This is a genomic window from Streptomyces sp. S465 (genome assembly GCF_026898115.1).
GTDB classification, from domain to species: Bacteria; Actinomycetota; Actinomycetes; order Streptomycetales; family Streptomycetaceae; genus Streptomyces; species Streptomyces luomodiensis.
Genome location: NZ_CP114036.1, coordinates 268058 through 281927, shown reverse-complemented (window position 1 = coordinate 281927; position 13870 = coordinate 268058). Strand labels below are relative to the sequence as shown.

General features: G+C 72.1%; 12 protein-coding genes. 5 read left to right on the top strand and 7 right to left on the bottom strand.

The features are described from left to right. The first annotated feature begins 2 nt into the window (after positions 1 to 2). Entirely contained in the window at positions 3 to 1184 is a 1182-nt protein-coding gene (locus N6H00_RS01330) for an epoxide hydrolase family protein (RefSeq protein ID WP_268969627.1), read from the top strand. 35 nt (positions 1185 to 1219) lie between these two features. Here the strand turns inward: N6H00_RS01330 and N6H00_RS01325 are convergent, their stop codons facing one another. Then, entirely contained in the window at positions 1220 to 1609 is a 390-nt protein-coding gene (locus tag N6H00_RS01325; protein WP_268969626.1) for a hypothetical protein, read from the bottom strand. A 238-nt stretch (positions 1610 to 1847) separates the two neighbouring features. Between N6H00_RS01325 and N6H00_RS01320 the strand changes: the two genes are divergently transcribed. Further along, positions 1848 to 2669 (top strand): SDR family oxidoreductase, encoded by an 822-nt coding sequence (locus tag N6H00_RS01320; protein WP_268969625.1) that lies wholly within the window; start codon positions 1848 to 1850, stop codon positions 2667 to 2669. Between the two features lie 38 nt (positions 2670 to 2707). On the opposite strand, the gene N6H00_RS01315 is transcribed toward N6H00_RS01320, so the two are convergent. The 3 genes from N6H00_RS01315 to N6H00_RS01305 form a co-directional block, all read right to left on the bottom strand. Continuing rightward, the gene (locus N6H00_RS01315) at positions 2708 to 3976 is read right to left on the bottom strand and encodes an amidohydrolase (protein WP_268969624.1); all 1269 of its coding nucleotides are present in this window, start codon (positions 3974 to 3976) and stop codon (positions 2708 to 2710) included. After that, the gene (locus tag N6H00_RS01310) at positions 3960 to 4691 is read right to left on the bottom strand and encodes a trimeric intracellular cation channel family protein (protein ID WP_268969623.1); all 732 of its coding nucleotides are present in this window, start codon (positions 4689 to 4691) and stop codon (positions 3960 to 3962) included. Before N6H00_RS01310 ends, N6H00_RS01315 begins: the two co-directional genes overlap by 17 nt. A gap of 242 nt (positions 4692 to 4933) precedes the next feature. Then, positions 4934 to 5791, bottom strand: a complete 858-nt coding sequence (locus tag N6H00_RS01305) for a LysR family transcriptional regulator (protein ID WP_268969622.1) — start codon at positions 5789 to 5791, stop codon at positions 4934 to 4936. Between the two features lie 70 nt (positions 5792 to 5861). Here N6H00_RS01305 and N6H00_RS01300 point away from each other — a divergent pair, with 70 nt between their 5' ends. From N6H00_RS01300 to N6H00_RS01290, 3 genes are read left to right on the top strand one after another with little or no spacing between them, the layout of a single operon-like run. Further along, positions 5862 to 6179 (top strand): hypothetical protein, encoded by a 318-nt coding sequence (locus N6H00_RS01300; protein WP_198276028.1) that lies wholly within the window; start codon positions 5862 to 5864, stop codon positions 6177 to 6179. After that, the gene (locus tag N6H00_RS01295; protein WP_268969621.1) at positions 6176 to 6922 is read left to right on the top strand and encodes an SDR family NAD(P)-dependent oxidoreductase; all 747 of its coding nucleotides are present in this window, start codon (positions 6176 to 6178) and stop codon (positions 6920 to 6922) included. Before N6H00_RS01300 ends, N6H00_RS01295 begins: the two co-directional genes overlap by 4 nt. After that, positions 6919 to 7914, top strand: a complete 996-nt coding sequence (locus N6H00_RS01290) for an amidohydrolase family protein (RefSeq protein ID WP_268969620.1) — start codon at positions 6919 to 6921, stop codon at positions 7912 to 7914. Before N6H00_RS01295 ends, N6H00_RS01290 begins: the two co-directional genes overlap by 4 nt. 112 nt (positions 7915 to 8026) lie before the next feature. Here the strand turns inward: N6H00_RS01290 and N6H00_RS01285 are convergent, their stop codons facing one another. The 3 genes from N6H00_RS01285 to N6H00_RS01275 all read right to left on the bottom strand — a co-directional run bounded on the left by N6H00_RS01285 (position 8027) and on the right by N6H00_RS01275 (position 13790). Next, the gene (locus N6H00_RS01285; protein WP_268969619.1) at positions 8027 to 9511 is read right to left on the bottom strand and encodes an MFS transporter; all 1485 of its coding nucleotides are present in this window, start codon (positions 9509 to 9511) and stop codon (positions 8027 to 8029) included. Positions 9512 to 9654: 143 nt separating this feature from the next. Continuing rightward, entirely contained in the window at positions 9655 to 10710 is a 1056-nt protein-coding gene (locus N6H00_RS01280; RefSeq protein ID WP_268969618.1) for an acyl-CoA dehydrogenase family protein, read from the bottom strand. A gap of 80 nt (positions 10711 to 10790) precedes the next feature. Continuing rightward, positions 10791 to 13790, bottom strand: a complete 3000-nt coding sequence (locus N6H00_RS01275) for an AfsR/SARP family transcriptional regulator (protein ID WP_268969616.1) — start codon at positions 13788 to 13790, stop codon at positions 10791 to 10793. Positions 13791 to 13870: the final 80 nt, after the last annotated feature.

The following is a 13870-nucleotide window of genomic DNA, read 5'->3' as shown; positions in this document are numbered from 1 at the left end:
GTGTGCCGACTTACTCCACGGGCGGAGTGACGCCCGACATCGAACCCTTCGCCATCCGCGTTCCCGACGCCGACCTCGAGGATCTGCGGACCCGACTGGAACGGGTCCGCCTGCCCGAACCGCAGACCGTGCCGGACGCGTCCCAGGGTGTGCGGTGGAACCACATGCAGGCGCTCCTGGCGGCGTTGCGCGCTGTGGACTGGCGAGCACGCGAGAGGACATGGAACGAGATCGGCCACTACCGCACCGTCATCAACGGCCTGGAACTGGCCTTCTGGCATGTGCGGTCGCCGGAGCCGGCCGCGCTGCCACTGCTGCTGACACACGGCTGGCCGGGGTCGATCCTGGAGTTCGAGCAGGTCATCGGCCCGCTGACCGATCCGGTCGGCCATGGCGGCGACCGGGCGGACGCCTTCGACGTGGTCATTCCGTCGCTGCCCGGGTTCGGATTCAGCGGCCGTCCCGCGCGGCCGGGATGGAACCCCGCTCGCACGGCGAGCGCCTGGGCGACGCTGATGAGCCGGCTGGGCTACGACCGCTTCGGCGCGCACGGCGGAGACTGGGGCGCGTACGTCAGCACCGAGCTGGCCCGCCGGTTTCCCGCACGGGTGGTGGGCCTGCACCTGACGATGCCGATAGCCTCGCCCCTCCCACAGGACCGGGACACCGCCACCCCTGAGGAGGCGCGGCTGATCGAACGGCGTGATCTGCACCTGGCCGACGGCTACGGATTCGGAATCCAGATGGGCACCCGCCCCCAGACCCTCGGCTACGCCTTGGTCGACTCACCCGCCGGCCTGGCCGCCTGGCTGGGCGAGAAGTTCGCCGCCTACGCCGACACCCGGGCCGAGGCCGGCGGGGGAGTGAGCCTCGACCGGCAGGCTGACAACATCGCTTTGTACTGGCTCACCGGGACCGGGGCATCCAGTTCCCGCTGGTACTGGGAGGCGCTGCGCTGGGTGCCGCGCAGCGCCGAGGAGGAGAACGCCCTGCGGGTGACCGTGCCGACGGCGTGCTCGCTGTTCCCGGCCGAGCCATGGCCAACGGCCAAGCGGTGGGCCGAGCGACGCTACACGGACCTGCGCTCCTGGCACGAGATGGACCGAGGCGGTCACTTCCCCGGGCTGGAACAGCCCGAGCTGCTGGTGCGGGAGCTGCGGGAGGCCTTCCGTAGTCTGCGGTGACGGGCCGCGTCCTCGGCCTGGACCGGCCCGGTGTGTCAGCCGCGGCGGCGGAACGCCTTCCGTACGAAGTGGACGATCAGCCAGATCACCAGCACCACGATGACGATGAGGACGATGAGGAGCACGATCAGGGCAATGCCCAGCTTCTTGAAGAACCCGCGCTTCTTCTTCTTGCCCTGCTTCTTGACCTTCTCCTTGCTCACCGACGCCTTGTGGACGGGCTTGGCCGTGGCGGGGTGGTGAGCGGTGCCCGTGTGCTTGTGACTCTGCGGGGTGGAGGACAGGACGGTGCCGGCGGTGGTGTTGACCGTCTGTCCTTGCGCCGTGGGCTGCTGGGCGGCAATGGCCGATGCGGGCGCGGCCAGCAGCAGTGTCGTGCCGAGCAGTGCGCTCAGGATGGCGGTCAGCCGGCGGCTGGGTGTCATGTGGTCCCCCCAAGGAGATGCATCGCTGTAGTGGATCAGCCTCATTGTCCCGGGGCACAGTACCGGTTGGCCGCGGCAGAGGGTGCTTCGGCGGTCTTGGGCCGGGAAGCCTGCGTTCGCACTGCTCGCGGACGTCCCGCCGGCCCTGACCCCGGTTACGGCCCGCGAGGGGCGGGTACCCGTGCGCCTCGTACCAGGCGTCCCGGCCGGCCCGGCCACTCTCCAACGGAGTCGACGGATGAGCACCCACCAGAACACCGGACCCGAGGGCATCGCCCGCGTCGCCGTTCTCACCGGCGCGGACTCCGGCATCGGGCGGGCCACGGCCGTACGGCTGGCCGCCGAAGGCATGGACATCGGCATCACCTGGCACAGTGACCGCGAGGGCGCGGAGCGGACCGCGACCGAGGTCCGGGAGCTCGGACGGCGGGCCGTTGTCGAGCACATGGACCTGACCGGGCTGCCGGAGGCCGCAGACGTGATCGACCGGCTCGCCGACCGCCTCGGCCGCCTCGATGTGCTGGTCAACAACGCGGGCACCGGCACCGCCACCCCGTTCCTCGACATCGACCTGGCGACCGTCCGGCAGGTGCTCGACGTCGACCTGGTGGGCCCCTTCCTGTGCGGTCAGCGCGCCGCCCGGCACATGATCCGCCAAGGCGGAGGCGGCCGTATCGTCAACGTCACCAGCGTGCACGAGCACCAGCCGCGCGTGGGCGCCGCACCCTACTGCGCGGCGAAGGGCGGACTCGGCCTGCTCACCCAGGTGATGGCCCTTGAGCTGGCCGAACACGGCATCCAGGTCAACGCGGTGGCACCGGGCGAGATCGCCACACCCATGACCGGCCAGGAGGGCACCAACGTCCGGACCGAGGACCGCCCCGGAGTGCCGGCGGGCCGGCCCGGCGACGCCCGGGAGGTCGCGGCCGTGATCGCCTTCCTCGCCGGCCCGGACGCCGGCTACGTCACCGGTGCTTCCTGGGCCGTGGACGGTGGCATGCTCCGCATGGGCCCGATGGCCGGCTCCCATCTGCGTGACGACGACTGGCGCCGGGGCTGAACCACCGTGTTGTCGACGGACCAGGCCGGGTACGGACGTCAGGCGGCTTCGTGGCCGAGCCAGGCCAGGGCGGCGACGACCAGTGCGGTGATGCCGGTGTCGAGGGTGGGCTGGATCAGCGGGGCGAAGTGCGCCGAGTGGTTGACCGGGATGTCCTGGTGGACCGTGCCGTTGCGCTCGGCCTCGGCGTAGCGGTCCGGATCGGCGCCCCCGATGGCCCAGTAGCAGTACGGGGCGCCCAGGGCCCGGGGAATCTCGCTGAAGTCCTCGCTGGCGGTCTGGAGGTCCACGGTGCCCGCACCGTCGCCGAAGTGGGCGCGGAACGCCTGGTCCAGCCGTGCGGTCACCTCGGCGTCGTTACGGGTGGCAGGGAACTGGGCCAGCTTCTCGATGCTCGGTTCCCTCGGGGCCCCGGAGGCGTCGGATTCGGCGCGGACACAGCGGGCGATCGCCTCCAGGATCCGCCGCCGCGTGGCGTCGTCGTAGCTGCGCACGTTGAGTTCGAGGACCGCGGTTTCCGGGATCACGTTCGGGCCGGCTCCGGCCGTGACGCTGCCGACCGTCAGGACCGCCGGTGTGGTGGGCGGCACCTCGCGGGAGACGATGGTCTGGAGCCGCAGTACGCACATCGCGGCGAGCACGACCGGGTCGACGGCGGCGTGCGGCATGGAGCCGTGGGCGCCACGTCCGTGCAGGGTGATGCGCAGACTGTCGGCGGCGCTGAGGAACGCGCCGGACCGGACGCCGACGTAGCCGGCCGGGTAGGGCAGCACATGCTGGGCGAAGGCGACGTCCGGACGCGGGATCCGGTCCACCAGACCGTCTGCGAGCATCGCGTCCGCGCCGTCGCCGTTCTCCTCCGACGGCTGGAACAGCACCACCAGCGTCCCCTGCCACGCGTCCGGGGCCGCCTGGGCCATGAGCTGCGCGAAGCCCAGCAGGCAGGCGACATGGACGTCGTGGCCGCACGCGTGCATGACCGGGACCTCGCGGCCGGACCGGTCGGTGGCGGTCACGGTCGAGGCGTAGGGGAGCCCGGTGGCTTCCGCCACCGGCAGCGCGTCCATGTCGGCGCGCAGCAGCACGGTGGGCCCGTCGCCGCGGGTCAGGACGCCGATGACACCGGTGCCGCCGATGCCGTCGATGACCTCGTAGCCCTCAGCGCGCAGGCGCTCGGCCACCCGCGCGGAGGTCCGGGTCTCGGCAAGGCCGAGCTCGGGGTGGGCGTGCAGATCCCGGTACAGGTCCTCGACCTGTGTTCTGATCCCGTCCAGGCCCCTCAGGACGGTGTCAATCGCGACGGTCATGCGGGAACTCCTCGGGCGGGTCGGAGGGGCGCCCGCCCTTGGACCGGCGGCGCATCCTGGCGAGCGCTCTGGACGGCTCCAGCGGAAGGCCACCCGGGAGGGACCAGCCACGGCGGTTGGCCACCAGGCGCAGCAGCACCGCGCCCAGGACGCCGCCGACGATCCCGAGGGTGGGAATCCTGAAGTGGGCGCACACGATGTACAGCCCGGACACCACCACCGCGACCGTGGCGTAGAGCCCGTTGCCTCCCAGCACAGCCGGAATCCGGGTGAGCAGCAAGTCGCGGACCGCTCCGCCGCCCACAGCGGTCACGGTGCCGACGAGCACGGCGGGCAGCCAGGCCAATCCGGCGGCCAGTGTCTTCTGAGCCCCGGAGATGGCCCAGAAACCCAGAACGGCCGCGTCCAGTGCGGTGAACAGGCGATGCCAGTGTTCTTCTCCGATGGCGATGACAAAGGCGAGGAAGGCGCCCGCGAAGGCGGTGGGCAGATACGCGGCGTCGGTCAGCGCCACCGGAGTGCCGCGCTGGAGCAAGGTGTCGCGGATGATTCCGCCGCCGAGGCCGGAGACGGTGCCGACGACCAGGTAGCCGAAGAGGTCGAGCCCCTCGGCACGGGCGACCGCGCCACCGAGCAGTCCGCAGATGAGCACCCCGGCGAGGTCGAGGTATCCGGCGACCATGTTCACGTCTGCCGGTGAGAGCCATGCGGTCATGCGTCCTCCTGCGCGGTCCGCGGGCTGTCAGCGGCCTTCCGCGCTCCCGGCCGCCGGCCCGCTGTCGCACCGGCCGCGGGCCGGCGACGCGCAGGCCGGGAACCGGCCGCAGCTCCACCGTGCCTTCCGGGTGTGGCGTTGCCAATGCGGCACGCCGGGGGAGGCCAGGCGCTCTGCGGCAGCCCATCGCCGTTCCGCTGGGTGTGCGGCGACGGCAGCGGTACGCCGTCGGCCGCCGTGGGTCACCGGTATCGGGCTCCGTGCCGGCGCGTCCCGAGTGCGGCGGCCACGAACGAGGCGACCAGCGGCCGGCGGTCCTGCTCGTTCCAGGCGAGTACCAGGCGGCTGGGCGGTGCGTCGGTCACCGGAACGCAGACCAGGCCGGCCGGGAGCGGTTCGACCAGCGAGCGGGGCAGTACCCCGATCATCCGGCTCACCGTGATCATGTGGAGCATCTGGACCACGTCCGCGACCTCGGGGCCGGTGCCGTCACCCCCGGGCACCCCTTTCCACCGCGGCAGCGTCTCACCCTCCAGATCGGACATGCGCACCGAGGCGTGCCCGGCCAGCCGGTGCCCGGACGGGACGATGACCACGCGGTCCTCGGTGAGCAGCGTCTCGTGGGCCAGTCCGTCGAGAGGGTCGAACGGCGCGTAGAGCAGGCCGACGTCGGCCCGGCCGTCGAGCAGGAAGTCGGCGCGGTCGGCGGGCCCGCTGAACAGGATGTCCACCCGCCGGGCGTCGGGCTGGTGGGCGTACTCGGCCAGGATCCCGGACAGCAGGCCGGCGTCGCCGCCGGGCTTGAGCACGAGCCGCAGGTGGACCTGGGCGTCGCCGGCGCGCCGGGCGTTCCGGACGGCGGCGCTGACCGCGTTGAGCGCATGCCGTCCGTGTTCCTGCAACGCCTCCCCGGCCGGGGTGAGCTCGACGTGCCGGCTGGACCGGACGAACAACTGGACGCCGAGCCGGGTCTCGATCCGCCGGATCGCCTTCGACAGGGCCGGCTGGGCGATCGAGAGCCGGACGGCGGCCCGGCCGAAGTGCAGCTCGTCGGCGACCGCCATGAAGTACTCGAGCTCGCGGGTCTCCAGTTCGATCATGCCTCCAGGTTATCGCCGAATTCCGAACTGATCTTGGACGTCGGCGGCCTCTGTCCTGAAGAATCGAAGCATGATCAACCACACGATGATCGTCTCCTTCGATCAGCCCTTGCCGACCACCGAACTCGACCAATACCTCGCGGACATCGAACGGGTCATGCTTGACACCGGTTTCGTGCAGTCGGCCGTGGCCCGGCGCCACATCCCCATCCCCGGCGAGGAGAACATTCCGGCACTGATCGCGACCGCGATCGTGCAGTTCGCCGTGGCCGACACCGACGCGCTGGCGAAGGCGTTCGCCGCACCCGGCGCGCACGAGGTCATCGCCCGCTGGCAGTCGCGGCACCCGTACAAGGTCGCCTGGGCGAACCACGAGCCGCTGGCATGAGCGACGAAACCCGGAAGGTAGGACTGGTCACCGGCGCCGGCAGCGGGATCGGGCGCTCGGCGGCGCTGGAGTTCGCCCGGAGCGGCGCCGCGGTCGCCGTGCTCGACATCGACGAGAGCGCGGCGGCCGAGACCACCGAGATGATCAGGAAGGACGGCGGGGAGGCACTGGCGGTCCGCGTCGACATCGCCGACGAGGAGTCGGTCCGGGCGGCCGTCGAGCGTACGGTCGCGGCGTACGGCGGCCTCGATTTCGCCGTGAACAACGCCGGTCTGGCCTCGCACCACCGGCAGCTCGACCAGATGACCCTGGACGAGTTCGAGCGCGTGGTCCACGTCAACCTGGCCGGGACCTTCCTGTGCATGAAGTACGAGCTGCCCCTGCTCAAGGGCGGCGGCGCGATCGTCAACGTCGCCTCCAACGGCGGCCTGTACGCGATCCCGACCGCCCCCGCCTACGTGGCCGCCAAGCACGGCATCGTCGGGCTCACCAAGGTCGCCGCGGTCGACTACGCGCCGGATGGCATCCGGGTCAACGCCGTCTGCCCCGGCCCCACCCGCACGCCCGGGTTCGAGCAGGTGGCGGCCGGTACCGACATGATCGCGATGCAGGAGGCGATCACTCCGCTCGGCCGGATGGCCACGCCCGAGGAGGCCGCGGCGGCGGCGGTCTGGCTCTGCTCGGACGCCGCGTCCTACATCACCGGGATCGCCCTGTCGGTCGACGGCGGACGGCGGGCATGAGGGTCGTCGCGGTCGAGGAGCACCTGGCCACCGAGGCGTTCCTGCGGGTCGCGCACGGCCTGGACGTGGTGCCGGGCGACGAGACCGAGATGGCCTTGATGCGTAGGGTGGAGAAGGCTCCCCCTCTGCGCGCCCGGCTCGTCGATCTCGATGCCCGGCTGCGGCAGATGGACGCGCTCGGACAGGACATGGCGGTGCTCAGCCTCAATCCGCCCGGGGTCCAGCCCTATCCGGCGGCCGACGCGGTGCCGCTGGCCCGGGAGTTCAACGACGCGCTGGCCGCGATCGTGCGGCGGCACCCGGACCGGTTCGGCGGGCTGGCCACAGTGGCGCCGCAGGACCCGGCCGCCGCGGCCGCCGAGATCGAGCGGGCCATGGGCCCGCTCGGCCTCAACGGCATCATGGTCAACTCGCACACCGGCGGGCGCTACCTGGACGAGCCGGAGTTCGCGCCGCTGCTGGAGGCGGCCGAGGCGAACCGGGCGCCGGTCTATCTGCACCCGCGGGCGCCGAGCATGCCGGCCCCCTACCGCGACCACGGGATGCTCGGGGCGATCTGGGGTTACCAGGCCGAGGCCGGGCTGCACGCCATGCGGCTCATCCTCAGCGGCACGCTGGACCGCCACCCGGGACTGACCGTCGTGCTCGGACACCTGGGTGAAGGCATTCCGTACTGGCTGCGGCGGATCGACAACCGGCACGCGTTCGCGACCCGGACGGCCGGGGCGGCCACGCCGATGCCGCGACTGTCGCTCACACCGAGCGAGTACTTCCGGCGCAACTTCGTGGTCACCACGAGCGGCATCGATGATCCGGACGTGCTCGGGCTGGCGCTGCGCGCGGTCGGCGAGGACAACATCATGTTCGCGATCGACTGGCCGTACGAGGATCCGGCGGCTGCCGTGGCCTTCCTGCGGGACGTGCCGCTGACCGACGATCAGCGGACGGCGATCGGCCACCGCACGGCCGAGCGCGTGTTCGGTATCGCTTAGGCCGGGTCCGCATCGGGACCGCCTCGCCGGCGATCCCGATGCGGGCCTTCTCCCTGGCGCCCCTGGACCGGCCCGAAGCCGGACACACCATTCCGGGCGGGTTTCCCGGGGTTCAGCCCCGAGCCGTCTCGGCTCCGACCCGGGCCCGCTCCTCCGCGTCCGCGTCGAAGCCGACCGGCTCCCAGCGCTTCACGAGGAGGGCGATCAGGCCGAGGACGGGAGCGGCGAGGATGACCCAGTACACGTCCGTTCCCAGGCCGCTGCTGAGGATGGGGAAGAAGAACAGCGTCAGCGTCGACCCGAGGCGCAGGACGGCCTGGTTGAAGCCGATGCTGACGCCGCGCATCGAGGTCGGGAAGCCCAGCGAGGCATAGCTCATGATGTGCGCGCCCGGCCCGAAGCCCTGGGCGAACATGAAGGCGCCGAGCATCAGGATCGACGCCGTCACCACGCCCGTCCCGGACGGCTTCCCGATCAGGCCGAGCGCCACGATGGCGACGAGCTGGATCGCGAAGCCCAGCGTCATCATCGGCCAGGCGCCACGGGTCGACGCCCAGCGGATGCCGAGCAGCCCGCCGGTCAGGGCGAAGACGAGGTTCAGGGCGAAGGAGGACGCGATCGTGGTCAGCGGGGCCTGGGTCATCAGCGTGGCGATGATGATCGGCAGCCCGAACGCGACCGCGTTGTAGCCGAAGGTCTCGGCCACCCCGACCGTCACCGATTGGATCGTGCGTGCGCGGTAGGGCGGGGTGAAGAGCCGGGCGTAGGCGCTCAGTCCGGGCCGGGGCGAACGGGGTGTCCGCGCGGGCACGCCGTCGGCGACACGGGCGTCCACACCGTAGGACTCACGCAGGATCCGCGCCGCGCCCTCCAGGTCACCCTGGTCGGCGGCCCAGGTCGGGGACTCGTTCATATAGCGCCGGCGCAGCAGCAGCACGACCAGCGCGGGCACCGCCCCGAAGCCGACGGTGAACCGCCACAGCCAGCCCAGCTGGGCGTCCGGCAGGAGGAAGTACAGCAGCATGATCACCAGGTAGCAGCCGCTGGTCGCCGCGTACCAGGCGGGCGACCAGGCGGCTGTGCGCGAGCCCTTGCTCCCCTTGCCCCGCAGCCGGGAGAACTCGGCGAGGAACGCGATGGCGACCGGGATGTCCATGCCGACGCCGATGCCCATCACGAAGCGCGCGGCGATCAGCGTCCACGTGTCCTGGGCCACCGCGCACACCAGGGCGGTGACGACGAAGAAGAGCATGTTGGCCATGAAGACCCGGTAGCGGCCTATGCGGTCCACCAGCCAGCCGCCGACCAGGGCACCCAGCAGCGAACCGATGCTGATCGAGGCGGTGACCAGCCCGGCCAGGCTGGAGCTGAGGCCGAACTGCTGGGTGATGTCGGGCAGCCCGTACGCCAGGGAGCTCAGGTCGTAGGCGTCGAGGAAGATCCCGCCGAGTGCGATGATCACGATCATGCGCGCGTGCCGGCCGCGTGCGGTGCCCGAATTGACCAGATCGGAGACGTCGGCCGCCGAACGGATCAGCGCCGTGCCGGACGCCGTCTTCGACGACGTGGTGGCGGGTTGGGGAGAGGTGGAGCTCACGGGAGCCTTCCGGTGGTGCAGGGACGTACTGCGGGATCGTATGCATGACCGGGCAGGTATTCGCACATGCGTCCGCATAGCGGTCACCGCGCCGTGCCCATGCCGACCCACGGAAGGACACCCGAAGTCGCGGCCGCACCGTGTCAGGACCGCAGGGCCTCCAGGTGGGCCGTGCGGACCTCGCGGGTCTGGCCCTGGACGACGAGGAACAGGCCCTCCCTGGCGAGGCGCTGGGCCGGGTGGGAGAGGCCGAAGGCACGGCCGCCGCCCGCGGCGATCGCGGCCGTGGTGGCGGCGCGCATCAGGTCGTAGGCCCGGACCTTGACCGCGAGCCGGTCGTCCAGCCGCTCGGCGGGTGGCACCTCATCGATCAGGGCGTAGGCGTCGCGGCGTGCCGCGGCCAGGCGTTCGCGCAGCACACCCGCCGTCTCCTTGGCCTCGCCGTCGCCGGACGCGTCGAGGAGGTCGAGCGCGGCGCGGGCCACGCCGAAGACGGCGGGGTTGGTGTTGGTGTTCTTCGGGCGGTCCTCCGTCGCCCAGCGCTCGTACGGAAGGCGCACCACCACCGCCTCGTCGGGCAGCACGAGCCCGTCGAGCAACAGCCCCACCGTCCGCGCACCGGTGAGCGCGGCGAGCTGGAGCGGGTCCGTGGCGGTGAGGCCCGGCTGCTCGCGGGCGGCGACGCCGGCGAAGACCACCTCGCCGTCCTCGGTCGCACCGCCCAGCAGGAACACGTCGTTCAGCCCCCAGCCGGTGTACCAGGGCACACGTCCGTCGAAGCGCCAGCCGCCCGCCACCCGGGTGGCCCGCACGGGCAGCTCCGGGTAGGCGCGCAGGTGCGAGAAGGCGATTCCGGCGAGCAGCGTGCCCTCGCTCAGCGGGCGCAGCCACCGCCTCCGTATCGCCTCCTCGCCCTCGGCCAGCATGCGCACCGGCGTGTGGTGCTGGGCCTGGACGAAGAACGTCGAACAGCAGGCGCCCGCGAGAATCTCGGCGATCTCCCGGCCGACGGCCGCCGGAGCCTCCGCGCCGCCGTACGCCGCCGGTGCGCTCACCCCCAGCACGCCCGACGCCTTGACGGAGTCGATGGCCGCGGGCGTGACGCCCTCCCGGTCGTGCGCCTCGGCGGCGGGGGAGAGGACGTCGTCGGCCAGCCGACGGGCCGCTGTGACGAGGGGGTGGTCGAGCGTGGCGGTCACGCGGAATGCTCCTCTGCGGTGGAACGGGGCTCGCCCAGGGCGAGCATCAGAAGTCTGTCACGCCACGCCGACTCGGCCGTTCACGGCTGAGCGGGTGACGCGCGGGGCGTCTCCCCCTCCACCCTGGTGAGCAAGGCGACCGCCCTGGCGTGGTGGCCTCGCGCGCCGGTCCTGTCGAGTTCGGCGACGGCCTCACGCAGCACCGCACGCGCTTCTGCCGGGCGGCCGTCGGCCAGCAGTGCTTCGCCGCGCCGCAGCATCGCGGTCGCCGCACCCCGCAGATCACCGCATTCGCGCAGCAGGACCATCGCACGGGCGGCCAGCGAAGCCGACTCCCCCGGTGTGCCGTCCTCCAGGGCGACGGTCGCGGTCATGAGCGTTATCCAGGCGGCGCCGTGCGCGCTTCCCACCTCCTCGTACAAAGTGAGCGCACGTCCGCACGCGGACCGCGCCCGAGCGAGACGGCCGACCGCGACCGCGCTGCGGGCCAGGCCGTAGAGTGTCGTGGCTTCCGCCTGGGCGAGTCCTTGGGCACGGGCGATTCCGGCCGCTTCCTCGTAGACGGTGAGAGCCTCCTGGGACTGTCCGGCCGTGTGCAGCGCTGCTCCCAGGGCGCGCAGCGCGACCCCCTTGTCGGCCGGCGAGAACGAGCGATCGGCGAGTCTCGCCGCCTCCCGGGCATGGTCCAGCTGAGCCTCGGTGTTCCCGAGCGTCTCCTCGCAGTAGGAGAGTCCGGAGAGGCTGTAGAGGTATTCCCGCTGGGCACCGAGCCGTTTGAAGGCCTGGACGCACTCGGCGAAGATGTCGCGTGCGCGAGGGGCGTCCTCGTACAGCAGGGACTGGGCGCGTCCGTAGGCGGCACGCCAGGCGAGGCGCTCGTCACCGGCGGCCGCGGCTGTTCGCTCCACGGCTTGGTAATGCCGGAGCAGCCTGGGGGCATCGCCGGGCTCCCCCAAGGTGGCCAGCACGGTGTCGGTCAGGCGCGCCGCGGCCGGGTAGCGGCCCCGGGCGCAGGCGTCCTCGATGAGCGCCTCGAGGTGCGACCGGTTGGCACGCATCCAGCGGGTGGGGTGCGCGAGAAGCCGCTCGACGTCATGGCCGGCCAGTACCGGAGGCACGGGAGTGTCGTCCGGTGGCAGGTCGTCCGCGGACCGGGCGCCGCGGGCGTAGGCGGTGGTCGCGAGAAGGACCACCGCGTCCAGCAGACGGTCCTGTGCGGCGGCGATCTCCGTGGCGTCGTGGGGCCCGTCGGTGAGGGTGGCGCGTTCGCGGGCGTGGACGGCCAGTAAGTCGTGGAGGCGGTAGACGGGTTCGCCTGCCAGGTCGGTGCCGGCGGGCTCCACCAGATTGCCCGCGACGAGACGCTCCGTGGCCCGGTCACCGTCGCCGCCCAGCAGGGCACCGAGCATCCAGCACGCGAAGTGGGAATGCGGCAGCAGACCGAGCATTCGGAAGGCACGCTGATCACCCAGCGTCATGACCGCGTAGGAGTAGTCGAACAGGGTGCGCAGTCCTACGTCGCCCTCGGAGAGCTCGTCCAGACGGCGCCGGGGGCTGTCCAGCCGGGCCACGAAGGACGCCAGACTGGCATCGGGGCGGCGGGACAGCCGCGCCGCGGCGACGCGCAGGGCCAAGGGGAGGTGACCGCACAGCCGGACGGTCTCCCGGCACGCCTCCGGCTCGTCGTGGACACGTCGCCGCCCGAGCAGCCGTTCCAGCAGTGCAACGGATTCGTCCGGGCTGAGCGAGGACAGCGGCAGATCGTGGATGCCCGCTGACGCGGTACTCATGCGGCGGCTGGTGACCAGCGCGGCACACCCGGCGGTTCCGGGCAGCAGGGGCGTGATCTGTTCGGTGTCGCGGGCGTCGTCGAGCACCAGCAGGACGCGGCGCCCGGTGAGGCGGCCGCGCAGTGCCGCGGTCCGGGCCTCGAGGGTCTGCGGCAGCGGCCCCTGGCAGCCCGCCAGGTGCAGCAGATCGGCCAGCACCTCAGCGGGGTCTCGGGGGGCCGGCGTGGCCCCCGCCAGGGGGAGGTACCACTGGCCGTCCGGGTAGTGGCCGCTGAGGCTGTGGGCGGCCGTGACCGCCAGTGCCGTCTTGCCGACGCCGGGCGGCCCGCAGACGTTGAGCACGGGGACGTTGCCCTCGGTGCGCGCGGACGGTGCCAAGTGCCGCGATATCGCCGACAGGGCCGCCGTCCGGCCGACGAAGGCCGAGGGTGAGGGAGGAAGTTGGCACGCCGCCGTCCAGGGGGAGAACACAGGCGGCTTGGGAGACGTTCCGTCCTGAGCGGGTGGGGCGGTGGTCGCCTGTTCCGGTGCCGGCGGCAGCAGCTCGGGCGCACCGGCCAGGATGGCCTGGTGCAGCTCCTGTAGGCGGGCCGATGGGGCGACCGCCAGTTCTTCGTCGAGAAGGCGATGCAGCTCGCGGTAGGCGCGCAGCGCGTCGGCCTGCCGTCCGCCGCGGTACAAGGCGAGCATGCGCAGGTACCACAGTCGCTCCCGCAGCGGATGGGCGGCGGAGAGCGCTGTGAGACGGGCGAGCGACTGGGTGAGGCGGCCCTGCTCGAGCTCCAGCTCGGCAAGCCGCTCGCACGCTGTCAGGTGCAGCTCCTCCCAGTGGGGCACCTCCTCGCGATGCAGCACCTCGGAGGGGACGTCCGCGAGCAGGGGGCCGCGGCGGAGAGCCACCGCTTGTGCCAGGCAGGCCTCCTCCGCGGTGGCCTCTTTGCTGCCCGCGTGGCGGGCCGCTCGTGCCGTCAGGTCCCGGAACTCCGTGACGTCCAGGGCGTGCGGCTCCACTGCGAGGAGGTACCCCCCGGTGGTCGTGCGCAGCAGATGGGCGGCAGGTCCCAGCGCTCGGCGCGCGCGTAACACATAGGTCTGTAGCACAGCCTTGGCCCTGAGCGGGGGATCGGTGTCCCACAACCGGTCGACGAGGTCGCTCACCGGGACGGATTGGCCCGCCCTGAGCAGCAGCGCCGCGAGGAGGGCGCGGTGTTTCGCGGCCGGTATCGATGCCTCCCGGCCGTCGACGAACACCCGCATGGGCCCCCACAGCTCGAACCGCACCGTCGTCATGTCGTGTCCCCCCTGATCTGCACGCCGACGGATAACCAGCATAGAAACGCGGGCGATCACTGTCAGCCTGCTCACGACAG

What these genes read in the sequence shown, in the direction of transcription:
- N6H00_RS01325 (WP_268969626.1), bottom strand. Translation starts at nt 1,609, where the DNA reads ATGACACCCAGCCGCCGGCTGACCGCCATCCTGAGCGCACTGCTCGGC.
- N6H00_RS01320 (WP_268969625.1), top strand. Translation starts at nt 1,848, where the DNA reads ATGAGCACCCACCAGAACACCGGACCCGAGGGCATCGCCCGCGTCGCC.
- N6H00_RS01315 (WP_268969624.1), bottom strand. Translation starts at nt 3,976, where the DNA reads ATGACCGTCGCGATTGACACCGTCCTGAGGGGCCTGGACGGGATCAGA.
- N6H00_RS01310 (WP_268969623.1), bottom strand. Translation starts at nt 4,691, where the DNA reads ATGACCGCATGGCTCTCACCGGCAGACGTGAACATGGTCGCCGGATAC.
- N6H00_RS01305 (WP_268969622.1), bottom strand. Translation starts at nt 5,791, where the DNA reads ATGATCGAACTGGAGACCCGCGAGCTCGAGTACTTCATGGCGGTCGCC.
- N6H00_RS01300 (WP_198276028.1), top strand. Translation starts at nt 5,862, where the DNA reads ATGATCAACCACACGATGATCGTCTCCTTCGATCAGCCCTTGCCGACC.
- N6H00_RS01295 (WP_268969621.1), top strand. Translation starts at nt 6,176, where the DNA reads ATGAGCGACGAAACCCGGAAGGTAGGACTGGTCACCGGCGCCGGCAGC.
- N6H00_RS01290 (WP_268969620.1), top strand. Translation starts at nt 6,919, where the DNA reads ATGAGGGTCGTCGCGGTCGAGGAGCACCTGGCCACCGAGGCGTTCCTG.
- N6H00_RS01275 (WP_268969616.1), bottom strand. Translation starts at nt 13,790, where the DNA reads ATGACGACGGTGCGGTTCGAGCTGTGGGGGCCCATGCGGGTGTTCGTC.